This window comes from Roseivivax sp., from assembly GCF_054552075.1.
This window is the reverse complement of the sequence record NZ_JBTOLZ010000017.1, coordinates 66,128-87,311: the sequence shown is the minus strand read 5'-3', so window position 1 is coordinate 87,311 and position 21,184 is coordinate 66,128. Positions and strand designations below refer to the sequence as shown.

Here is a 21,184-nt window from a genome sequence, read left to right as displayed (position 1 = left end):
CCCCCACATCTGGTTTTAAGATGGAATTTCAGAAACTCCTAGAGCTCTCAGCCGTGGTTCTGGCGCTGCCATACTATTTCGGCTTCATCTACCTGAATGCCTATTACGGTACGTTTGGAGTTTCGATCACTGAACTGGATTTTTCCCAGCAATACATTTACGCCTCGGCCTTCTCAGGACTTATGAACGCGATTTCGTTTTGGTTTGGCGAAAACCGCATGGGGCCAATCATTATAGTAAGCTTAGCACTGCTATTAGTATTTTGCGTCAGAGGGGTACTCTCAGCAAATGAGGTCAACGCAAAGGTGACGGCGACACCTGTTCAACGGCTACGCATATCGTGGCTTCTGCCTTGGTCAATGTTCTACCTTATTGTCGTCTCAGGACTTCACTTTGTGGCAAGCTCCTCAGGAGAACATGTGGCAAAATCTGACTTCCCAAAGCTCAAGAATGCTCGAGCGTTTCTTATCAAACCCGATTCTACTGAAACCTCGCTTGTAGTGAACAGGTCCAACTTGATTCTTGATTATGAGGATTACAAATTTCTTGCAGCCACAGCTGAAACGATCTTCCTGATCCGCCACGTTAAAACAAGCGACACTGAACGGGCGCAAACCTTCTACACGGTAAGACTTCCCAAACACGCTGATCGATTAATCACTACTAGATTCGACACATTCTAGGGGATTCCGAATGCTCCGCTTCTCAATTTCTTCCTGCGCTGTTCTTATGTTGGCCACGCCGACTTTTAGCGATGAGGCAAAAACAGTCACTCCGAAACGGCTAAACGAAATTTTACACGCCAGGTCAGAGCAAAGAACCTATAGGCTATCCGGTCTCGACGACGAAAGACTTGGACACATCGTAGAAGAGCTACCAGACACCGATCCTCCGAAAGTTCTGTTTAGAACATGTAAATCCCAAAACTTGGAAGTACTCCGCTCTGAAGTCAGCTTCGACGGAACAGAGTGCGATAGTGATGGTAGCGTAGGCCCAATATCCCTGGAAGCAATTGTGGCTTCTGCAGTCCTGAGCACAGAGGTGGGAACTGGACTTGCAATGGCAGAGTTCTCCGGCGCCTACGCTCGAAATGGCGAAATTGCGGGATTTTCAATAAAAAATAGTTCTGGACAGACCATTTATATCCCAAGCTCCGACGCCTTGATCGCGCAATTAAATGAGTCTTCGTTTGAGTTGCTCTTCGATCCAGCCGACCTGCAGAAGGCACCTCAAGCTGTTCCGTCCGGTTGGGATCTTGTGAAACGATCAGACAGTCAGCTTGAGGTCGATGTTCTGGACTTTACCGACCAGCTTTCAATTTCACCTGACGGATGATCACCCCGCCTGCCCCGCCGCCGCCAGCTCGGCGCGCCAGCGCTCGGGCGGCTCGAACCCCAGGAGCCGGCGGGCCTTTTCGATGCTGTAGGGTGTCTCGCGCGGGCCCATCTCGCGGCGCATCTCGACGCCGGTGTAATAGCGCCGGGCGATCTCCTGCATCGAGAGGTCCACCGAGGGCTCGGGGTTGGCAACGTTGAAGACCTCGTAGCCCAGCCCGTCGACGGCGAGGCAGCGCTCGACCATGAGGCCCAGGTCGCGGGCGTCGATATAGGCGAAGATGTTGCGGCGCCGCAGGTCCGGGTCATCCACGAAGGCCGGGAACATCTCGGCGTATTCATGCGGCTCGATCACGTTGTTGATCCGCAGCCCGTAGATGTCGGCGCCGGTGCGGGCCTGGAAGCTGCGCGCGGTGACCTCGTTGGCGACCTTGGCCATGGCGTAGCTGTCATGCGGCACGGTGGGGTGCTCCTCGTCGACCGGCAGGTAGTCGGGGCGCTTCTCGCCCTGGGCGAAGCAGATGCCATAACTTGTCTCGGAGGAGGCGAAGATCACCTTGCGGATGCCGAGCCCCAGCGCCGCCTCGATCACGTTGTAGGTCGAGGTCACGTTGTTGGCGAAAAGCGCGGGGTCTGCGGTGATCCCGATCCGCGGCACGGCGGCGAAATGCACCAGAGCCTCGGGGCGCCCCGGCGCCGGGCCGTCCAGTTCCGACAGATCGAACGGCTGGGTCAGCGCCGCCCAGACCTGGCCCGCGTCGGTCAGATCGACCGAGAGATCGGAGATCCCCTCGGCCCCGAGCGGCACCCGGTCGAGGTTCAGGATCCGGTGCCCGCGATCCCGCAGATAGGGCAACACGTGCCGCCCCGCCTTGCCGCTTCCACCCGTGAACACGATGCGCATTGTCTCTTGCCTCCGTCTCGGCGCCGCCTGCGACCCCGTGGCCGCACCGACAACCATTGATTTTCCCGCCCCGTTCCGGCACTTCCCCGGCTGGGTCAGAAGACGAGGTAGGGCATGACACGCATCGACGCCAAGTTCGCGGCGCTGAAGTCGGAAGGCAAGCAGGCGTTTGTCGCCTATATCATGGCGGGCGATCCCGATCCCGAGACGACGCTCTCGGTGATGCAGGGCCTGCCGGGCGCGGGCGTCGACGTGATCGAGCTGGGCCTGCCCTTCACCGATCCCATGGCCGACGGGCCGACGATCCAGGTCGCGGGCCAGCGCGCGCTCGAGGGCGGCATGACGCTCGACCGGACGCTGCAGCTCGTGCGGGACTTCCGCGCCGGCGACGGTGAGACGCCGATCGTGCTCATGGGCTATTACAACCCGATCTATTCGCGCGGTGTCGACCGCTTCCTCGACGAGGCCAAGACCGCCGGGATCGACGGGCTGATCATCGTCGACCTGCCCCCCGAGGAGGACGAGGAGCTCTGCATCCCCGCCCAGAAGGCCGGGCTGAACTTCATCCGGCTCGCGACGCCCACCACCGACGCCAAGCGGCTGCCGAAGGTGCTGCAGAACACCTCGGGGTTCGTCTATTACGTCTCGATGACCGGGATCACCGGCTCGGCCGACGCCCAGGCCGGCGACGTCTCTCCCGAGGTCGCCCGCATCAAGTCGCAGACCGATCTGCCCGTGGTCATCGGTTTCGGCATCAAGACCCCCGAGGCCGCCGCCTCCATGGCGCCCGCGGGTGACGGCGTGGTGGTCGGCTCGGCCATCGTCGACCGCATCGCCCGGGGCGACAGCCTCGACGACGTGCTGGCCTTTGTGGGCTCGCTCGCCGACGCCACGCATTCCTGACGGAGTCCCCAAATGACCGATCTGGTGAACAGCTTCATGACCGGCCCCGACGACAAGGGCCGTTTCGGCGATTTCGGCGGGCGTTTCGTCTCCGAGACGCTGATGCCGCTGATCCTCGAGCTCGAGGAGCAGTACAATTACGCCAAGACCGACCAGAGCTTCTGGGACGAGATGGACTTCCTCTGGAAGCATTACGTCGGCCGGCCCTCGCCGCTCTATTTCGCCGAGCGGCTGACCGAGCGGCTGGGCGGCGCCAAGGTCTACATGAAGCGCGACGAGCTGAACCACACCGGCGCGCATAAGATCAACAACGTGCTGGGCCAGATCATCCTGGCGCGCCGCATGGGCAAGACCCGGATCATCGCCGAGACCGGCGCCGGCCAGCACGGCGTGGCGACCGCCACGGTCTGCGCCAAGTTCGGGCTGAAATGCGTGGTCTACATGGGCGCGCATGACGTCGAGCGGCAGCAGCCCAACGTCTTCCGTATGCGTCTTCTGGGCGCCGAGGTGGTGCCGGTGACCTCCGGGCGCGGCACGCTGAAGGACGCGATGAACGACGCGCTGCGCGACTGGGTGACCAATGTGCGCGACACCTTCTACTGCATCGGCACGGTGGCGGGCCCGCACCCCTACCCGGCCATGGTCCGCGACTTCCAGTCGATCATCGGCAAGGAGACCCGCGAGCAGATGATGGAGGCCGAGGGCCGCCTGCCCGACACGGTGATCGCGGCGATCGGCGGGGGCTCCAACGCCATGGGGCTCTTCTATCCCTTCCTCGACGACAAGCAGGTCTCGATCATCGGGGTCGAGGCCGGCGGCAAGGGCGTGACCGAGAAGATGGAGCACTGCGCCTCTCTGACCGGCGGGCGCCCGGGCGTGCTGCACGGCAACCGCACCTATCTGCTGCAGGACGACGACGGGCAGATCCTCGAGGGCTTCTCGATCTCGGCGGGGCTCGACTACCCGGGCATCGGGCCGGAACACTCCTGGCTGCACGACATCGGCCGCGCGCAATACGTGGCGATCACCGACAACGAGGCGCTCGAGGCCTTCCAGCTCTGCTGCGAGACCGAGGGCATCATCCCCGCGCTCGAGCCCAGCCACGCGCTGGCCCATGTGATGAAGATCGCGCCGGAGCTGCCCGCCGATCATGTCATCTGCATGAACATGTGCGGCCGCGGGGACAAGGACATCTACACCGTCGCCAAGGCGCTGGGGCGCGACCTCGACTGAGGGCGTTCAAAGTTCGAAAATGACAAACGGGCCGCCTTTTGCGGCCCGTTTTGCTTTTCAGGGGTTGTCTTTGTGAAGGTTTTGGCGGCGCTTATCGCAGTTTTTTGCGCTTTGAGACCGGGTTTGGCGGGCGTTTAGCGAAGCTTTCACGCAAAGCCGTGCGCCGCGCCCGCCGCCGGTCTCCGCGCGGCAAACCCGTGGCAAGACCGCCCCGCAAGCCGCTGAAACGCCGGGCCTTTCCCTACTGCATGTCCAGCGCCCGGGCCTTCAGAACCGCCATGGGCACGATGTCCAGCGCGCGCTGGTGCGTCGAGGCCAGCGCCACCTGCGGCGCGCAGCCCTCCTCGTGGGCCTGCAGGAAGCGGCTGGCGCAGAGGCACCAGCGGTCGCCGGCCTTGAGCCCGCCGAAGCCGAACTCGGGCCGCGGGGTCGAGAGGTCGTTGCCGACGTATTTCGAGAAGGCCAGGAACTCCTCGGTCATCACCGCGCAGACCGTGTGGCTGCCCCGGTCCTCGGCGCAGGTGTTGCAGGCGCCGTCCCGGAAGAACCCGGTCAGCGGGTCCTTGGAACAGGGTTCAAGATCCTCTCCGAGGACGTTGATTTCAGGGTCTTTCTGCATCGTCACCTCCTGCGGTCAACGGGGCCAGACGGGCCGCCGCCAGTCAACCCAGCGGCCGTGGAAATCTATCCGCCCGAGGTCATGTGCCTCACCCCCGGGCCAGACCTGCAGCCGCAGCGCCGCGCCCTCGGGGCGACCGTCGGTCTCCATCGACAGCCGCGCCAGCGGCGCCTCGGGCCTGGCCTCTGCGCCGGCCTGTTCGATCAGCGCCTCGCCCCGGGCACGGGCCGCCTCGGGCAGATACTGCCAGGCCACCGTATGATAGATCAGGTGCAGCGTCCCCTCCTGCCGCTCGGAAAGCCGGGCGGGCAGCCAGTCCAACGCGTCGCCCGCCGCGACCTCTGCGGTGAAACCCGCGAGGGCAGCGCGGGTGCGCTCCAGCCGCTCGGGCTGGTCGGGCCAGAGATAGCCCAGGAGCCGCTCGGCATCCGCCGGATCGCGCGCGTCGATCGGCGCGAGGTCGACACCCCGCCGCTCGATCACCTGCGGCGCACCCATCTCGGGCGCCTCGCCGCGCCACTCGGGTCTCAGCGTCAGGAGTGGCGCGGCGGGCCCGAGCCGCATCTCCCCGGCCTCCAGCGCGAAGCGGTCCCACATCAGGTTCAACCCCGCGCTCGCGCCCAGCTCGCTCAGCCGCAGCGGCAGGCCGAAGCGCGCTTCCAGCGCGTGGCCCGTGGCGATCAGGCAGGCGGCACGGCGCACCTCGTTGGTCTGGGGCGGGCTGTCGAGCATGGCGTCGATCGCCGCGGCCTCTTGCGCCAGAACCTCCGTGACCGCCGCCCAAAGCGCCTCGTCCCCGGCCTCCTGCGGCGGATAGACCGCCGCAAGCCCGTGCGCGCGGCCCGAGAGCACCAGCCGGTGCAGCGCGCCCGCGAGCCTCAGCGGCACCGAGTCCCCCGCCGCGCTGGTGTCGCCCGGCCAGGCGAAGAGCCGGTCGGCAACCTGTCCGCCCGGGCGCAGCCGCTCCGCGCAGAGCGTCATCAGCCGGGCCATGAAGGGGGAGTCGAGCGCCGCGCAATGTCGGGCCTGCGTCTCGAAGGCGGCGCGGAGGCTCACCGGAAGCGGTCCACCAGCTTCTGGAGCGGCGAGCGGTCGTCGGCCTCCGGCGTCTCGGGCGCCTCAGCCGCTGCGGCTTTGCCGCCGGAGGCCCCGGCTTTCGCCGCAGCCGGGCTCTCCGACGCCCCGCCTTTCGCCGCAGGCTTGTCCGAAGCCGCACCGCCCTTCGCTTTCGCCGGACCACCGCCCTTCGCCGCCTTCCCGCCTTCGGATTTCGAGCTGCGCGCCGGCGCCACCCGCAGCGAGACCTTGTTCATGAAACCGCCCTTGTCGCCATCGGCGAGATCCGGCGCGCCATCCGCGATGCCGCGCATCAGGTCGTCGAGCCACTCGGCGTCCTCCTTGGCGAAATCATGCAGCACGTAGCGCGATACCAGGTCCTTGTGGCCCGGGTGCCCGATGCCGAGGCGCACGCGCTGGTAGGCCTCGCCCAGATGCGCGTGGATCGAGCGCAGCCCGTTGTGCCCGGCATGCCCGCCGCCTTCCTTGACCTTGAGCCGCGCCGGCGCGAGGTCCAGCTCGTCGTGGAAGACCACCACGTCCTCGGGCCCGAGCTTGTAGAACCGCGCCACCTCGCCCACCGACTGGCCGGAGCGGTTCATGTAGGTCATCGGCTTCAACAGCAGCACCTTGTCGGCGCCCAGCCGGCCCTCGGCCAGCTCGCCCTGGAACTTCTGCTTCCAGGGGCCCAGCCCATGCGCCTCGGCGATGGCATCGAGCGCCATGAAGCCGATGTTGTGGCGGTGGCCCGCATAGTCCCGCCCGGGGTTCCCGAGACCGACGAAGAGTTTCATGCCGGCTGTCCTTCCCTCTCTTGTCCTCGATGCCGCGGCGGCCAGGCCCGGCGCGGGCGGCGCACAGGCGCGCCCCGCGCGGTCCTTTGGCGCAGACATAGGCCACCCGCGCGCCGCCAGCAAACGCGCAAAGAAAAACGGCCCCGCCGGGCTGGCGGGGCCGTTCAAAGCCGCAGGCGCGCCTAGGCGCGGCGGGCTTATTCCTCGGCGGTCTCTTTCTCGCCTTCGACGGTCTCGGCGTTCTGCTCGGTGACCTCGGTCTCCTCGACCTCCTCCTCGTCTTCCGCGGCGGCCAGAGCCGAAGGCGCGGAGATCGAGCAGATCGCGAAGTCGCGGTCGATCGTGGGCTTGGTGCCCGCGGGCAGCGTCACGTCCGAGATCGACACGCCGTCGCCGATGTTCAGCGCGGAGATGTCGACGGTGACCTTCTCGGGGATCTCGCCGGCGGTCACGATCAGTTCGATCTCCGGGCGGATCACGGTCATCACGCCACCTGCGGTCAGGCCGGGGCATTCCTCTTCGCCGACGAACTCGACCGGGATGAAGAGGTTGATCTTCGTGCTGCGGCGCAGGCGCAGCAGGTCGAAGTGGGTCGGCAGATCCTTCACCACGTCGCGCTGCACGTCACGGCAGATGACGCGCACGTCTTCCTGGCCCTCGACCTTGAGGTTGTAGAGGGTCGACTTGAAGCGACCGGCCTTCAGCTTCTTCAGAAGGTCGTTGAAGGGGATCTGGATCGGCAGCGGATCCACGTCCCCGCCGAATACGATGCCCGGAACCATGCCGTCGCGGCGTGCCTGACGAGCGGCGCCCTTGCCCGTCCCCGTCCGTTCCAGGGCGTGAAGATCAGGAATTTCTCCAGCCATTTTCTTACTCCATGTACGGGCGGGGACCCTCCAAGGCTGTATCCCCGCGTTGAAGCCCTGCGCGTTACAGGGGAACGCCCGGATTGACAAGGGCCATCTCCGCCGCCCTCTGGCCTTTCCCCGCGCGGGATGGCAGAGGCGGCCGCATGGGATTTCTCGACGATCTGCGCGTGGCCCGGGCGCCGGCCGCCTCCTTCATGGCGCTGGGGCTGTTCTGGGGCTCTTTCGCGGCCTCCGTGCCGGATGTCAAAGAGGCCGCGGGCCTCAGCGACGCGGCGCTTGGTATGGCGCTTCTGGTGGCCACGCTGGGCGCGGTCGCGGCGATGTGGCTGGCGCCGGTCTTCGAGCGCTGGCTCGGCGCCCGGGCGCTGGGGCTGATCACCGGCCTCGCCGCGGGCGGGGCGCTCCTGCCGGGGCTCGCGGGCAGCCCCTTGGCCTTCACGCTTGCCATGGTCGCGGCCTGCGCGGGCTATGGGCTTCTGGACGTCGCTATGAACGCCCGGGTGAGCGGGCTCGAGGCCAGCGCGGGACGCTCGCTGATGAACCTCGCCCATGCGAGCTATTCGCTGATCTACGCGGTCTCGGCGGTGGCGGCGGGGCTCGCCCGCGAGGCCGGGGCCACGCCCTTCGCGATCTTCGCCACGGTGGCGCTGATGACGCTGCTGGCCGCGCTCTACGTGATCCGCCAGCCGGCCCCGCGCGAGGATGAGAGCGACGCCGAGGACGAGATCCGCGCGTCGCAGATCCCGCTGCCGCTGATCCTGACCGGCGGGGCGATCATCTGCCTGGCCTTCCTGGCCGAACAGGGCACCGAGGGCTGGTCGGCGCTGCATCTCGAACGCAGCCACGAGGCGGGTGCCGCGGCGGGTGCGCTCGGGCCCGCGCTTCTGGGGCTGACCATGGGCATCGGGCGGCTTTTCGGGCAGGCGGCGACGCGGGTGGTGCGCGAAGCGGTGCTGATCCGCGCCGCCGCGCTGGTCGCCGCGGCGGGCGCGGCCCTCGCGGCGCAGGCGCCAAGCCTGGCGCTGGCCTACGCGGGCTTCACCGCCATGGGGCTCGGGCTGTCGCTGATCGTGCCCACGGTCTTTGCCTGGGCGGGCCGCCGCATCCGCGCCCGCGACCGCGCGCGGATGGTCTCGCGGCTCTCGGTGGTGGGCTACGCGGGGTTCTTCGCGGGCCCGCCGATGATGGGGCTCCTGGCCGAGGGCTTCGGGCTGGCCGCCAGCTTCACCGCGCTGGCGGTGCTGATCCTCGCGATCCCCGCGGCGCTCCTGCCGCTCATGCGGCGGGCGGCGCCTGATCCCATCCGTCGCTGAAGCCCTTGGGCACCATGAGGATGTCGCGGTCGACGCCGGTCAGATGCCGGTGCCCGCAGAGCGCCATCGACAGGTCCAGCTCGCGGCGGATCACCTCGAGCGACTTGGTCACCCCGGCCTGCCCCATGGCGCCCAGCCCGTAGACATAGGCGCGGCCGATGTAGGTGCCCTTGGCGCCCATGGCCATGGCCTTCAGCACGTCCTGCCCCGAGCGGATGCCGCTGTCGATATGCACCTCGATCTTGTCGCCCACCGCCTCGAGGATCGGCTCCAGCGCCCGGATCGAGGAGATCGCCCCGTCGAGCTGCCGCCCGCCGTGGTTCGACACGATGATCGCATCGGCGCCGACGTTCAGCGCCTCGCGGGCGTCGCGCGGGTCCATGATGCCCTTGATGATGAGCGGGCCGTCCCACATCTTGCGGAACTGCCGGATGCGGTCCCAGTCGAGCGACTGGTCGAAGGATTTCGCCGTCCAGCTCGCCAAGGAGGAAGGATCGGTGACCCCCTTGGCGTGGCCGACGATATTGCCGAAGGCGCGGCGCTTGGTCGAGAGCATGCCGAGCCCCCAGTGCACCTTGGTCATCATGTTGGCGACCGAGCGCGGGGTCAGCTTCGGCGGGGCCGAGAGGCCGTTCTTGATGTCGCGGTGGCGCTGGCCCAGGAGCTGCAGGTCCACGGTGATGATCGCCGCCGAGCAGTTCGCCGCCTTGGCCCGGTCGAAGAGCCGCTGCATGAAGTCGTCGTCCTTCAGCGTGTAGACCTGCATCCAGAAGGGCTTGGAGGTATTGGCCGCGACATCCTCGATCGAGCAGATCGACATGGTCGAGAGGCTGTAGGGCACGCCGAAGTCCTCCGCCGCGCGGGCGGCCTTTATCTCGCCGTCCCAGTGCTGCATGCCGGTCATCCCCACCGGCGCGAGCGCCACCGGCATGGAGACGTCCTCGCCGATCATCTGGCTCTTGAGCGAGCGGTCGGCCATGTCCACCGCCACCCGCTGGCGCAGGTGAATGCGGTCGAAATCCGAGGAGTTCTCGCGGAAGGTCTGCTCGGTCCAGCTGCCGGACTCGGTGTAGTCGTAGAACATCTTCGGGACCCGCCGGCGGTAGATGCGGCGCAGATCCTCGATCTCGGTGATGGTGGGCATGGGCTCCCCCTCCTCGGGCGTTTCGAGGAGCAGTAGCAAGGCCCGAGAGGGTGGGCAATCCGGGGTTGTGGGGAGGCGGCACGCGGTCGCGCCGGAAGGCGGGGTGTGGGCGGCCGCGCCGGAAGGCGGGGTGCAGGAGGCCGCGCCGGAAGGCGCGCTGCGGCGGGGGCTGCACGTGAGGGGCGCGGCGGGGCGCCCGGTTGGCGGCCATTGGGCGGTCGCGCTGTGTGGCACCGAGCGGCGGGGCACTGCGCGTGACGGGCGCGGCGGCGGAGCGATTTGCATGCGGGGCGCCGGCGGGGCGCCCGGTTGGCGGCCGTTGGGCGGTCGCGTCGTGTGGCACCGAGCGACGGGGCGCTGCGCGTGAGGGGCGACGCGTGGCGCTCTGGCAGAACCGCCGGGTTGACGCCGCTCGGGACACACCCGCGCCCACTGCCCTCTCAACCCGCCCAACCAGAGGGCGCGCGCCGGACCGGGGGCCGGCGCTGCCGACAGGAGAGCAAAGCGCTTTATCCCAGCAAGGTCAGGACTGGCTGTGAGCTATGAACACCATCCCAAGGAGCGCCGGCCCATCGGGCCGGTCCGGCGCGCGCCCGGCATCTTCGATGCTATTCGGGCGCAAGGGGGTGCTGGCTTGGATGGCGGGTGCGGGGTGACATGCGGGGCTTCTCTGTCGGCATAGCCGGGTCGCGAACACGACGCCCGCCGCGCTACACGTGACCGTCTTTGACGATTTTTTTGAGCTACTTGCGAGGCCAACGGCCCAAACCAATCCTCTGCCACCGGCACAGCCTTGCACACCAATCCCTGCCACCAGCACTGCCCGCACGCCCCCACCCAAACCACCCCCACACCCCCTCCCCCGTTTCCTTCCGCGCCGAAGCCCGCTAGGCATGACCCCGAGGACACTTAGGGAGGCCCGCCATGAAGATCGCCGAGCTCGACGGCATCCGCCTGCACTACCGCGAGGACGGCGACCCCGACGGCCCGCCGGTGGTCTTCGGCAACTCCCTCGGCACCGACCTGCGGCTCTGGGACCAGCTCCTGCCGCTCCTGCCCCAGGGCTACCGCTACATCCGCTACGACAAGCGCGGGCACGGGCTCTCGGACTGCCCGCCGGGGCCCTACCCGATGGGCACGCTGGTGCGCGACGCCGAGCAGCTGATCGAACATCTCAACGCTCAGAACGCCAGCTTCGTCGGCCTCTCCATCGGCGGGCTCATCGCCCAGGGGCTCGCGGCGAAACGGCCCGACCTTCTGCGCGGCATCGTGCTGTCGAACACCGGCGCCAAGATCGGCACCCGCGAAATGTGGGACGACCGCATGGCGGGCGTGCGCAAAGGCGGCATCGAGGCGCTCGCCGATCCCACCATGGAGCGCTGGTTCTCCGCGGCCTTCCGCACCACCGCGCCTTTCCACGCCTGGCGGCACATGCTGGTGCGCCAGCCGCAGGAGGGCTACCTCGGCTGCTGCGCGGCCATCGCGGGCACGGATTTCTACAGCACCACCGCGGCGATCACCCTGCCCGCCCTCGGCATCGCGGGCTCCGAGGACGGCTCCACCCCGCCCGACCTCGTGCGCGAGACGGTGGAGCTGATCCAGGGCTCGGAGTTCCGGCTGATCCGCGGCGCCGGCCACCTGCCCTGCGTCGAGGCGCCAGAGACCTACGCGCGCCACCTGACCGACTTCCTGACCCGCGTGGCGGGCTGATGGCGCGCTTCCTGCTCGTGCACGGCTCCTGCCACGGCGCCTGGTGCTGGCGCGACCTGCGCCCGGCGCTCGAGGCGCTGGGGCACGAGACCCGGGCCATCGACCTGCCCTCGCATGGCGCCGACCGGACCCCGCTCGGGGAGGTCACGCTCGACGCCTACGCCGAGGCCATCGAGGCCGCGATCGACGGGCCCACGATCCTGGTCGGCCATTCCATGGGCGGCTACCCGATCAGCCGCGCCGCCGACCGCGCGCCGGATCAGATCACCCGGCTTGTCTACCTCTGCGCCTATGTGCCCTGGCCCGATTTTTCGCTGGTCGAGATGCGCCTCCGCGCGCCGCGCCAGCCGATCATGAAGGCGCTGGAGAAATCCGCCGACGGGAAAAGCTTCTCGGTGATCCCCGAACACGCGCGCGAGGTCTTCTACCACGACTGCCCCGAGGCCTCCGTGGCCTTCGCGCTCGAGAACCTCTGCCCGCAGGCGATCCTGCCCCAGGCCACCAAGCTCACGCTGGGGCCGAACTGGCAGGCCCTGCCCCGCAGCTACATCCTCTGCGAGGAGGACAGCGCCATCCCGCCCGAGTTCCAGGCCGAGATGGCAGAAGATTTCCACCAAGACGACGTGATCCGCATGCCGACCAGCCATTCGCCCTTCTTCTCCGACCCCGCCGGGCTCGCCCGCCACCTCGACCGGATCGCCCGGACATGAGCGCCGCGCTTTTCGACAGTGCCCTTTACGGCAAGCTCGTGCCGACCGGAGAGGTCGGGCGGCTCTTCACCGACAGCGCCGAGGTGCGCGCCATGATGATCGTCGAGGGCGCGCTGGCGCGCGTCCAGGGCGCCGCCGGGCTGATCCCCGAGGTCAGCGCCAAGGCGATCCACCGCGCCTCGCTGGAACTGCAGCTCGACCCGGCGGGCCTGGCCGAGGCGACAGGCCAGAACGGCGTGCCGGTGCCCGCGCTGGTCAGCGCCTTCCGCGAGCTGATGCAGGCGCCCGAACATGCGCAATACGTGCATTTCGGCGCCACCTCGCAGGATGTGACCGACACCGCGCTGATGCTGCGGCTGCGCCAGGTGCTGGGCCATTACGAGACCGCGCTCGACCGCGTGATCTCCGCGCTCGCCGCGCAGGCCGAGGCCCATGCCGAGACGCCCATGGCCGCGCGCACCTACCTTCAGCACGCCACGCCCACGAGCTTCGGCGCGCTGGCCGCCGCCTGGGGCTGGCCGCTTCTGGAGCTGCGCGAAGAGCTTGCATCGCTGAAGTCGGGCCTCTGGGTCTCGCTGTCCGGCGCGGCAGGCACGGCCTCGGCGCTGGGGCCCGACCCTTCGGCGCTGCGGAGCGAGCTGGCGCAGGCGCTGAACCTCGAGGACCCGGGCCGGAGCTGGCACACCGACCGCACCCCGATCCTGCGCCTCGGCGCCTGGATCGCGCGCACGACCGGGGCGCTGGCAAAAATCGGCGAGGACCTGACGCTGCTCGCCGCCTCCGAGACCCGCGAGGTCACGCTGGGCGGCACCGGCGCCTCTTCGACCATGCCGCAGAAGCAGAACCCGGTGGCGCCCTCGGTGCTGACCATGCTCGGCACCCACGCGGGCGGGCTTGCCCAGACGCTGACCACCGCCGGGCGCCAGCGCCACCAGCGCGACGGGGCGGCCTGGTTCACCGAATGGATGGTGCTGCCGCAGCTCTGCCTGGCGGGCGCCGCCGCGCTCGAGACCGCGGGGCCGCTGCTCGAGGGGCTCGCGCCCCGGACCGAGGCCATGGCCGCGACCCTTTCGGGCGCCAAGGGGGCGCTGGCCGCCGAGGCGCTGTCCTTCGCGCTCGCCCGCGAGATGCCCCGCCCCGAGGCCCAGGCGGCGATGAAGGCCCTGGCCCGCGAGGCCGCCGAGAGCGGCGCCGACCTCGTGGCCCTGGCCGCCGAGCGCCACCCCGGCATCACGCACGCCGACTTCACCCCCGAGGCGCTTCTGGGCACCGCCCCGGCCGAGGCCCGCGGCTTCGCCCGCGCCGCCCGCGTCCCCCCCGCCGCCGGGGGATGAGAGGGCGATGAAGGCGGCCAAGCTCTTCCTCGTCTCCACGGTGGTGATCGACGCCATGGGCGTCGGGCTGATCATGCCGGTCATGCCGGACCTCCTGCGCGAGATCACCGGCAGCGACATCGCCAATGCCGCGCTCTGGGGCGGGCTTCTGTCCACCGTCTTCGCGCTCATGCAGTTTCTCTGCGCGCCGCTCCTGGGGGCGCTCTCGGACCGCTTCGGGCGACGGCGGGTGCTGTTTGCCGCGCTCGCGGGCATGTCGCTCGACTACCTGGTCATGGGCTTTGCCCAGGCGCTCTGGCTCTTGGTGCTGGGCCGGATCGTGGCGGGCGTGACCGCGGCCACCCAGTCGGTCGCCTCGGCGGCCATGTCCGACCTCTCGCGCCCCGAGGAGAAGGCCGCCAACTTCGGCCTGATCGGCGCGGGCTTCGGCATCGGCTTCGTGATCGGCCCGCTTCTCGGTGGGCTCCTGGGCGAGTTCGGCACCCGCGCGCCCTTCTTCGCCGCCGCGGGGCTTGCCGCGCTGAACCTCGCGATCGGCTATCTCGCCCTGCCCGAGACGGTCACCGAAGCGCGCCGCCGCCCGATCGATCCGCGCCGCCTCGACCCGCTGGGCGCCTTCCGGGCGCTCGGGCGCATCCCCGGCACCTCGCGGGCCATCGCGGTCTTCTTCCTTCTGCAGATGGCCTTCTTCGTCTACCCGGCGATCTGGTCCTACTACGGCGTGGCGCGCTTCGGCTGGGACCCGGGGCTGATCGGGCTGTCGCTGGGGATCTTCGGGATCTCGGCGGCGATCATGCAGGGCGGGCTCATCCGCCTGGTGCTGCGCTACCTCGGCGAACGCGGGACGGTGATCTACGGGCTCTGCATGAATTCGCTGGTCTTCGTGCTGCTGGCGCTGCTGCAATCGGGCACGCTGGTGCTGATCCTGGTGCCGCTCGCCGGGCTCGCCGCGGTGACCAGCCCGGCGATCCAGGGGCTTGTCGCCCGCGCCGTGCCCGACGACGAACAGGGCGCGCTGCAGGGGCTCTTCTCGGCCACCGGGGCGCTGGCGGCGATCCTCTCGCCGCCGATCATGACCACGACCTTCTTCTGGTTCACCCGCGGCGGCGAGGGCTTCGCCGGCGCACCCTTCCTGCTGTCCGTCGGACTGCTGGCCGTCGCGTTGGGGCTGATGCTCGCTCCCGGCGGTCCGCGCATCTCAAAGGAGGCCCCCGCATGAGCCGCATCACCGCCGCCGTCGTCACCGAGTTCGGCCAGCCCATGCAGATCGAGGAGCTCGAGCTTTGCGCCCCGCGCGCGGGCGAGATCGAGGTCGAGATCGAGGCCGTCGCCATCTGCCATTCCGACATCGCCTTCGCCGAGGGCGGCTACGGCGGCACCCCGCCCCTGGTCCTGGGCCACGAGGCCGCCGGGCGGGTCCGCGCCTGCGGGCCCGGGGTCACCGACCTGACACCCGGCACCCGGGTGGTGCTGACCCTGATCCGCGCCTGCGGATCCTGCGCCACCTGCGCCTCGGGCCAGCCGACGCTCTGCCGGACGCCCGCCCCGCATCCAAGCCCGCTCTCGCGCCCCGACGGCACGCCCGTTGCCGCCGAGATGGACTGCGGCGCCTTCGCAAGCCGCGTGGTGATCCAGCGCAGCCAATGCGTCGCGGTCCCCGAGGAAATGCCCGGCGAGGTGGCCGCCCTCCTGGGCTGCGGGGTGATCACCGGCATCGGCGGCGTGGTCAACGCGGGTGGATTGCGCCCGGGCGAGGACGTGGTGGTCATCGGCGCCGGCGGCGTCGGGCTGAACGCCATCCAGGGCGCGCGGCTCGCCGGCGCCCGGCGCATCCTGGCCGTCGACATGAGCGAGGAGAAGCTCGAGACCGCCAGCGCCTTCGGCGCCACCGACGGGGTGCTCGCGAGCGGCGACCGCCCCTGGCGCGAAGCGATGCGCGCGCTCGGCAAGGGCGCCGACCTCGTGGCCGTGACTGTCGGCGCCACCGCCGCCTACGAGGCCGCCCCGCGCTACCTCGATTTCGGCGGCCGGGTGGTCATGCTGGGCCTGCCCCACGCCGGGGCCGAGGCCGCCTATGCCCCCTTCCGCCTGGCCTATTCCGGCCAGCGCATGATCGGCTCCAAGATGGGCGACGCGGTGATCGCCCGCGACATCCCCTGGATCGCCGATCTCTGGGCTCAAGGGAGGCTGAAGCTCGAGGAGCTGATCTCGGGCCGCTGGAGCCTCGAGGAGATCAACGCGGCCATCGCGGACACGAAAAGCGGGGCGGCGCGGCGGAACGTGATCCTGTTCTGAATTGGGGCGCGTTGGGCTGGGCTTGTGTCCGGCTCGTTGCTTTTTCTCGAGGCTTTGGCTGTGTTTGGCGGGGCGGGCGGAGCCGCCCGGGGGGCGGCAGCGAGGGCTCTGCCCTCGCGCTCCCGGAGTATTTTCAGCCCGGCCATGCGCAAGAAAGAGCTGCGCTTTGGGGGCTGGCGTGGGGTGCGCGGGTGGTGGGGGGAGCCGCCCTCGTTGGGGCGGCCACGAGGGCGCTGCCCTCGGGCTCCCGGGGGCGGTTTGGGCTGGGTGTGCCTTGGGGGTGTGGTTGGGGTTGGCCGAGGGGGCGCGGCCGGTTGGCGCGGCGCGCTTGGAGGCGCAGTGGCCGGTCCGTTCGGCGCGCACGGTGGCGCGGCGCTCTTGGTGAGGTGGCGGCGCGGCTTGCGGCCTTGGGCCAGGCGGGCCGATCGCGCGGCCCGGGGCGCGCGCCCCCCATATGGTGAGGGCGGCGCGCGCTGGAGTTACTCGGCGGCGACGCGGCCTTCCTCGGCCCATTCCCAAGGGCGGGTGAAGGCGGAGAGCACGCCCGCGACATCGGCTTCCGAGGCGCCATGGGCGGTGACCTGCGCCACGAGGCCGCGTTTCTTGTCGTCGATCACACCGGCGACCCGGGCGGGCACGCCCTTTTCCTCGAGCGCGGCGTTGTAGATCCGGGTGATCGCGCGCTTGCGCAGGTCGGGCTTGAAGACCTTGCCCACGGCGGTCTTCGGCAGCTCGTCGAGGATGCCCAGATATTTCGGCTGGGCGGCGCGTTCGTGCACATGCGTGCGGCAATGCTCGAGAAGCGCCTCCTCGGTGACATCGCCGCCCTCGACCAGCTCGACATAGGCGCAAGGAAGCTCGCCCGAATGCGCGTCGGGCTGGCCGATGGCGCCCGCGAAGGCCACCGCGGGATGGGTGAGCAGCGCCTCCTCGATCTCGGCGGGGTCGATGTTGTGGCCCCCGCGAATGATCAGGTCCTTGGCCCGGCCGGTGATCCAGAGGTAGCCGTCAGCGTCGATCCGCCCGAGATCGCCGGTGCGCAGGTAGATGCCCTCGTGGAAGAGGTCGCGGTTCTTGTCGACCTCGGTATAGGTCGAGCCGGCATAGACCCCGGGGTTGGAGATGCAGATCTCGCCGATCTCGTCGGTGGCGCATTCCACCGGCCCCTCGCCGGTCTGGCGCACGATCTTCACGTCCGTATAGGGGAAGGGAATGCCGATCGAGCCGACCTTCTTCTCGCCGTCGGGCGGGTTGCAGGACACCAGGCAGGTGGCCTCGGTCAGCCCGTAGCCCTCGACCACGGTGACGCCCGAGGCGGCCTCGAAGCGCTTGAAGAGCTCCAGCGGCATCGGCGCGGAGCCCGAGAAGGCGGTCTTCACCGAGGAGACATCGGCATCGACCTTGCGCTGCATGAGCGCCGAGACCGCCGTCGGCACGGTGATGATGAAGGAGATCTTCCAGCGTTCGACCAGCTTCCAGAAGTTGTCGAAGACGCCCTCGCCCCGGTAGCCCTGCGGGGTCGGGAAGACCACATGCGCCCCGGATGCGACCGCCGCCATGAGGATCACGTGGCAGGCGAAGACGTGGAAGAGCGGCAGCGGGCAGATGATGTTGTCCTCTTCGGAGAAGAGGAGCCTGTGCCCGAGCCAGCCGTTGTAGATCATCCCCGAGTAGAGATGCTGGGCGACCTTGGGCATGCCGGTGGTGCCGCCGGTGTGGAAATAGGCCGCCACGCGGTCCTCGTCGGGGTCCTCGAAGGCCAGCTCACGCGGCTGCTTGGCCATCTCGGCAGTGAAGCTCTTGACGTCGGCATGGCTCGATCCCGCGAGCTTCGGCCGGACCAGCGGCACGATCCAGGACTTCGGCGGCGTCAGGTAGCGGTTGAGGTCGACCTGCAGGATGGTCGTCACCCCGGGCGCATGGCGCACCGCCTCCTGGACCTTCTGGGCCACGTCGGTCTTGGGGAAGGGCTTCAGCGTCACCACCACCTTGGCGCCGGTCTCGCGCAGGATGGCGCCGATCTGCTCGGGCTCGAGCAGCGGGTTGATCGGATTGGCGATCCCCGCCACCGCGCCGCCGAGCAGCGCGTAGATCGTCTCGTTGGCGTTGGGCAGCACATAGGCCACCACGTCGTCCTTGCCGATGCCGAGGCTGCGGAAGAGGTTGGCCGCCTGGGCGGTGCGCTCGCGCAGCTCGCGCCAGGTGACGGTCTCGGCCTTGTCGGTCGGGCCCGAGAAGATCTGGTAGCTCACCGCCGGGCGGTCGGGGAACTTGCCCGCGGTCCGCGACAAGAGGCCGTACAGCGTCTTGGGCAGGTCGCGTTCCGCCCAGGGCATCTCGTTTTCGATGGCGTCGCGGTCCGCGAAGGAAGCAAAGCTCATGGGGGTCCTCCCGTTCTCTCCCGGGGCCGAGTGTGGTGGGAGCGGCGAGTCCATGCAAGCGATTGAACGCCACGGCAAAAGCCGCGTGACGCGACGTTCGGGAGGGTGCGGTGTGCACGGCGGGTCAGCGTGCAGGCGGGCGCGCGGGTTCAGCCCGGGGGATCGCAGAACCCCTTCCCGTTCCGGGCGCGGGCAGCCCAGAGCGGATGCGGCGCGAAGAGCGCGGCATCGGGATGGTCCTGCGCTTGCAGAAGGCCGCGCAACCGGGTCAGCCCGGCGAGATCGGCGGCTTTCATCGGCCCGCCCCGGTGCCGCGGCAGGCCCTGGCCAAGCACCAGGGCCAGGTCGATCTCCTCGGCGCGGGCGACCATGCCCTCTTCCAGGATCGCGGCGCCTTCGTTGGCCATGACCGCGACAAGCAGCGTGATCAGAGTCTCGGGCGGCAGAGGGGCCGCGCTCGGGCGGCGGGCGTCGATAAGCGCGCGGACCGCCGCGTCGGGGCGCGGCCCCTCGGGGCCATGGGCGTAGAAGCCCGCGCCCGAGGCGGCACCCTCGCGGCCGGCGTCGCGCAGGAGGCGGCTCCAGTTCTCCGCCCCTTCGGCGCGCGGCGCCTCGGAGAACTCCGCCAGCCCGCGCAGGTCGCGTGCCTCGAAAGGCGGGCGGGACCAGCCCCAGGCGCGCAGCGCGGCGTCCAGGGCCTCGGGCGCCTGGCCCATGTCTATGAGCGCATCGCAGGCGCGGTGCAGCACGGCCATGACCCGCTCGGTGACCGAGGGGCCAGAGGTGCGGACCTTCAGGGTGACCTTGCCGAGCGCCCGGCCCAGCGCCTCGGCCCGGGCGAGCTGGGCGGGCTCGGCGCGCGGGCCCACCAAGAGCTCCAGGAGCCGGCTGTCCGGCGCGGGCGTGCCGAAGCGCAGGGCCAGCCCCTCGACCGGGCCGGGGAAGGCGCGGAGCCGGGGCACGCCCTCGGGCAGCGCCACCGCCCCCTGCCCGCGCGCGGCCAGAAGCGCCACCTGCGCCTCGGTGACCATGGCCGTGCTTTCTCCGAGCCGCAGCCGTTCGAGCCGCGTGGTCAGCGTGGCCTCGTCGACCCGGCCGCTCTGCCGTGCCGCTTCGAGCGCGCGGCGCACCTCGCCCATGGCGCTCCGCAGCATCTCGGGGTCGCGGGTGCCCCAGTCGACCGCAAGCCCGCGGTCGAGCGCGGTGATCACCAGCTGGGTGGCCAGCGGCCCGCCGCCAAGAACCGCGATGCGGCGGATCTCGGGCGCGGGTCCGGCGGGTGCGGTCGCGGCCAGCGCGCGCCGCTCGGCGGCGTAGAGATGGCGCAGCGCCCGGCTTTCGTCCGAGCCGGCCAGCGTCTCGAAGGCATCGGCCTCGCGGGCGAGTCCGGCCTCGAAAGGCAGAAGCTGCGCGGCCTCGAGGCAATCGACCAGCGCCCGGGCCGCCTCTCCCTGCCCTTGCGCCCGGGCGCGCGCAGCGGCCACGGCCTGCTGGTAGCGGCCCGGATCGCCCAGCCCCTGCCGGCGGGCGGAGGTCGGGCGCGGGCCGATGCCCTTGGCGCGCAGCGTCTTGCAGAAGCGCCGGGCGGCCTCGACCAGGGGACCGGGCACCACCGCATCGGCAAGCCCCTTCAGGCTTTCGAGCCGGAAGGGCAGCGCCCGGCCCGAGAGCATCAGCTCGGCCGCAGGTCCCGCGCCGAGGATGCGCGGCAGCCGCTGGGTCGCGCCGCCATGGGGCACGAGGCCCAGCGAGACCTCGGGGAAGGCGATGCGCGCCTCGGGGTCCGCCAGCCGGTAATGCGCCGCCAGCGCCAGCTCCGCCCCGCCGCCCAAGGCCAACCCGTGCAGCGCGGCGACCACCGGTTTGGGGCAGGCTTCGATGGCGCGGCAAAGCGCCATGAGGCCGGGGCCCGCCTCGGGCGCGCCGATCTCGCCGAGGTCGAGCCCGCCGCAGAACATCCGCCCGCCCCCGGCCAGCACGATCGCGAAGACCTCGGGGTCGGCCTCGGCCTTGGCGAAGGCTTCGGCGAGGGCGGCGCGCAGCGCGGAGGTCAGGGCATTGGCGGGCGGATGGGAGAAGGTGAGGACCGCGGTGCCCTCCGCGTCCTGCCGCTCGACCAGTTCCGCCATCTCGGCCCCCTTGCTGCCCTGCCCGCCGCGCGCCTCGGGACGCCTCGCCTTGACCTAAGGGAAGGCGATTTGGCCCAAGTTCTCCACGAGGTTATCCACATGTATGGCGGAAAGCCCCGGGGGCCGACAAGCACCCGCGCGGGTTGCCGGGGGGGTGGGGTGTGTCGCGGTGTGCGGGGCGGGTTTGGCGGCTTTGGGCGGTGTGGGCGGCGCGGCGGGCTGGAATGGTGGTGTGCTGGGTGGTGTTTGCGCTCTGGCGGTCGGATTGGCGCCGGCGGTTAAACGGTGGTTTGAGCGGCACGGGGCGTGCCTTTGCGAGGAGCCGAGCTTTGGCCGGAATTGCAAAGGCTTGCGAGGTGACGTGAGGCGGGCTTTTTGTATGCGTTTGGCGCCTGAGCCTTGCCTGCCCCTCTCTCGCAATGTGACGTCGGACCGCTTAGCCGGGCCGATAACCAT

General features: G+C 69.6%; 18 protein-coding genes. 10 read left to right on the top strand and 8 right to left on the bottom strand.

The window, feature by feature from the left end:
* Positions 1–20 precede the first annotated feature (20 nt).
* Entirely contained in the window at positions 21–683 is a 663-nt protein-coding gene (locus ACX938_RS13530; protein ID WP_459431444.1) for a hypothetical protein, read from the top strand.
* A 10-nt stretch (positions 684–693) separates the two neighbouring features.
* Positions 694–1,335, top strand: coding sequence for a hypothetical protein (locus ACX938_RS13525; RefSeq protein ID WP_459431443.1), 642 nt, complete (start codon positions 694–696; stop codon positions 1,333–1,335).
* On the opposite strand, the gene ACX938_RS13520 is transcribed toward ACX938_RS13525, so the two are convergent.
* Positions 1,336–2,238, bottom strand: a complete 903-nt coding sequence (locus ACX938_RS13520; RefSeq protein WP_459431442.1) for an NAD-dependent epimerase/dehydratase family protein — start codon at positions 2,236–2,238, stop codon at positions 1,336–1,338.
* A gap of 114 nt (positions 2,239–2,352) precedes the next feature.
* On the opposite strand from ACX938_RS13520, the gene trpA reads away from it, so the two are divergent.
* Both trpA and trpB read left to right on the top strand, forming a co-directional pair.
* Positions 2,353–3,141: a tryptophan synthase subunit alpha gene (gene trpA, locus ACX938_RS13515; protein ID WP_459431441.1), complete on the top strand. Its 789-nt coding sequence runs from the start codon at positions 2,353–2,355 to the stop codon at positions 3,139–3,141.
* A gap of 12 nt (positions 3,142–3,153) precedes the next feature.
* Positions 3,154–4,374: a tryptophan synthase subunit beta gene (gene trpB, locus ACX938_RS13510; RefSeq protein ID WP_459431440.1), complete on the top strand. Its 1,221-nt coding sequence runs from the start codon at positions 3,154–3,156 to the stop codon at positions 4,372–4,374.
* A gap of 241 nt (positions 4,375–4,615) precedes the next feature.
* Here trpB and ACX938_RS13505 read toward each other — a convergent pair whose 3' ends face one another.
* The 4 genes from ACX938_RS13505 to ACX938_RS13490 all read right to left on the bottom strand — a co-directional run bounded on the left by ACX938_RS13505 (position 4,616) and on the right by ACX938_RS13490 (position 7,709).
* Positions 4,616–4,993, bottom strand: coding sequence for a DUF2237 family protein (locus ACX938_RS13505; RefSeq protein WP_232755110.1), 378 nt, complete (start codon positions 4,991–4,993; stop codon positions 4,616–4,618).
* Between the two features lie 15 nt (positions 4,994–5,008).
* A complete protein-coding gene (locus tag ACX938_RS13500) occupies positions 5,009–6,049 on the bottom strand; it encodes a DUF2332 domain-containing protein (protein ID WP_459431439.1) in 1,041 nt (346 codons plus the stop codon).
* Positions 6,046–6,843 carry an aminoacyl-tRNA hydrolase gene (pth, locus tag ACX938_RS13495; RefSeq protein ID WP_459431438.1) on the bottom strand — a complete coding sequence of 266 codons (798 nt, stop codon included), beginning with the start codon at positions 6,841–6,843 and terminating at the stop codon, positions 6,046–6,048. Before pth ends, ACX938_RS13500 begins: the two co-directional genes overlap by 4 nt.
* 197 nt (positions 6,844–7,040) lie before the next feature.
* Positions 7,041–7,709, bottom strand: a complete 669-nt coding sequence (locus ACX938_RS13490) for a 50S ribosomal protein L25/general stress protein Ctc (RefSeq protein ID WP_459431437.1) — start codon at positions 7,707–7,709, stop codon at positions 7,041–7,043.
* A 146-nt stretch (positions 7,710–7,855) separates the two neighbouring features.
* Between ACX938_RS13490 and ACX938_RS13485 the strand changes: the two genes are divergently transcribed.
* The gene (locus tag ACX938_RS13485; RefSeq protein ID WP_459431436.1) at positions 7,856–9,025 is read left to right on the top strand and encodes an MFS transporter; all 1,170 of its coding nucleotides are present in this window, start codon (positions 7,856–7,858) and stop codon (positions 9,023–9,025) included.
* On the opposite strand, the gene ACX938_RS13480 is transcribed toward ACX938_RS13485, so the two are convergent.
* Positions 8,988–10,169, bottom strand: coding sequence for an alpha-hydroxy acid oxidase (locus ACX938_RS13480; RefSeq protein WP_232755105.1), 1,182 nt, complete (start codon positions 10,167–10,169; stop codon positions 8,988–8,990). The genes ACX938_RS13485 and ACX938_RS13480 overlap by 38 nt on opposite strands.
* A gap of 924 nt (positions 10,170–11,093) precedes the next feature.
* Between ACX938_RS13480 and pcaD the strand changes: the two genes are divergently transcribed.
* From pcaD to ACX938_RS13455, 5 genes are read left to right on the top strand one after another with little or no spacing between them, the layout of a single operon-like run.
* Complete coding sequence (gene pcaD, locus ACX938_RS13475; RefSeq protein WP_459431435.1) at positions 11,094–11,879, top strand: 3-oxoadipate enol-lactonase; 786 nt, start codon at positions 11,094–11,096, stop codon at positions 11,877–11,879.
* The gene (locus ACX938_RS13470) at positions 11,879–12,589 is read left to right on the top strand and encodes an alpha/beta fold hydrolase (RefSeq protein WP_459431434.1); all 711 of its coding nucleotides are present in this window, start codon (positions 11,879–11,881) and stop codon (positions 12,587–12,589) included. The genes pcaD and ACX938_RS13470 overlap by 1 nt, the downstream gene beginning before the upstream one ends.
* On the top strand, positions 12,586–13,923 hold the full coding sequence (locus ACX938_RS13465; RefSeq protein WP_459431433.1) for a lyase family protein: 1,338 nt from the start codon (positions 12,586–12,588) through the stop codon (positions 13,921–13,923). The genes ACX938_RS13470 and ACX938_RS13465 overlap by 4 nt, the downstream gene beginning before the upstream one ends.
* Positions 13,924–13,930: 7 nt before the next feature.
* Positions 13,931–15,142, top strand: coding sequence for a TCR/Tet family MFS transporter (locus ACX938_RS13460; protein ID WP_459431432.1), 1,212 nt, complete (start codon positions 13,931–13,933; stop codon positions 15,140–15,142).
* A complete protein-coding gene (locus tag ACX938_RS13455) occupies positions 15,139–16,218 on the top strand; it encodes a zinc-binding dehydrogenase (protein WP_459431431.1) in 1,080 nt (359 codons plus the stop codon). Before ACX938_RS13460 ends, ACX938_RS13455 begins: the two co-directional genes overlap by 4 nt.
* 479 nt (positions 16,219–16,697) lie before the next feature.
* Here the strand turns inward: ACX938_RS13455 and ACX938_RS13450 are convergent, their stop codons facing one another.
* Together ACX938_RS13450 and ACX938_RS13445 are read right to left on the bottom strand one after the other, a co-directional pair.
* Entirely contained in the window at positions 16,698–18,599 is a 1,902-nt protein-coding gene (locus ACX938_RS13450) for an acyl-CoA synthetase (RefSeq protein ID WP_459431430.1), read from the bottom strand.
* 149 nt (positions 18,600–18,748) lie between these two features.
* Positions 18,749–20,728, bottom strand: a complete 1,980-nt coding sequence (locus tag ACX938_RS13445; protein ID WP_459431429.1) for an enoyl-CoA hydratase-related protein — start codon at positions 20,726–20,728, stop codon at positions 18,749–18,751.
* Between the last annotated feature and the right edge of the window lie 456 nt (positions 20,729–21,184).

Bases quoted from the DNA above. Each gene is read 5' to 3' on its own strand.
- pcaD (WP_459431435.1), top strand. From the start codon at position 11,094: ATGAAGATCGCCGAGCTCGACGGCATCCGCCTGCACTACCGCGAGGAC.
- ACX938_RS13455 (WP_459431431.1), top strand. From the start codon at position 15,139: ATGAGCCGCATCACCGCCGCCGTCGTCACCGAGTTCGGCCAGCCCATG.
- ACX938_RS13480 (WP_232755105.1), bottom strand. From the start codon at position 10,169: ATGCCCACCATCACCGAGATCGAGGATCTGCGCCGCATCTACCGCCGG.
- ACX938_RS13445 (WP_459431429.1), bottom strand. From the start codon at position 20,728: ATGGCGGAACTGGTCGAGCGGCAGGACGCGGAGGGCACCGCGGTCCTC.
- pth (WP_459431438.1), bottom strand. From the start codon at position 6,843: ATGAAACTCTTCGTCGGTCTCGGGAACCCCGGGCGGGACTATGCGGGC.
- trpB (WP_459431440.1), top strand. From the start codon at position 3,154: ATGACCGATCTGGTGAACAGCTTCATGACCGGCCCCGACGACAAGGGC.
- ACX938_RS13525 (WP_459431443.1), top strand. From the start codon at position 694: ATGCTCCGCTTCTCAATTTCTTCCTGCGCTGTTCTTATGTTGGCCACG.
- ACX938_RS13520 (WP_459431442.1), bottom strand. From the start codon at position 2,238: ATGCGCATCGTGTTCACGGGTGGAAGCGGCAAGGCGGGGCGGCACGTG.
- trpA (WP_459431441.1), top strand. From the start codon at position 2,353: ATGACACGCATCGACGCCAAGTTCGCGGCGCTGAAGTCGGAAGGCAAG.
- ACX938_RS13460 (WP_459431432.1), top strand. From the start codon at position 13,931: ATGAAGGCGGCCAAGCTCTTCCTCGTCTCCACGGTGGTGATCGACGCC.
- ACX938_RS13485 (WP_459431436.1), top strand. From the start codon at position 7,856: ATGGGATTTCTCGACGATCTGCGCGTGGCCCGGGCGCCGGCCGCCTCC.
- ACX938_RS13450 (WP_459431430.1), bottom strand. From the start codon at position 18,599: ATGAGCTTTGCTTCCTTCGCGGACCGCGACGCCATCGAAAACGAGATG.
- ACX938_RS13465 (WP_459431433.1), top strand. From the start codon at position 12,586: ATGAGCGCCGCGCTTTTCGACAGTGCCCTTTACGGCAAGCTCGTGCCG.
- ACX938_RS13505 (WP_232755110.1), bottom strand. From the start codon at position 4,993: ATGCAGAAAGACCCTGAAATCAACGTCCTCGGAGAGGATCTTGAACCC.
- ACX938_RS13530 (WP_459431444.1), top strand. From the start codon at position 21: ATGGAATTTCAGAAACTCCTAGAGCTCTCAGCCGTGGTTCTGGCGCTG.
- ACX938_RS13470 (WP_459431434.1), top strand. From the start codon at position 11,879: ATGGCGCGCTTCCTGCTCGTGCACGGCTCCTGCCACGGCGCCTGGTGC.
- ACX938_RS13490 (WP_459431437.1), bottom strand. From the start codon at position 7,709: ATGGCTGGAGAAATTCCTGATCTTCACGCCCTGGAACGGACGGGGACG.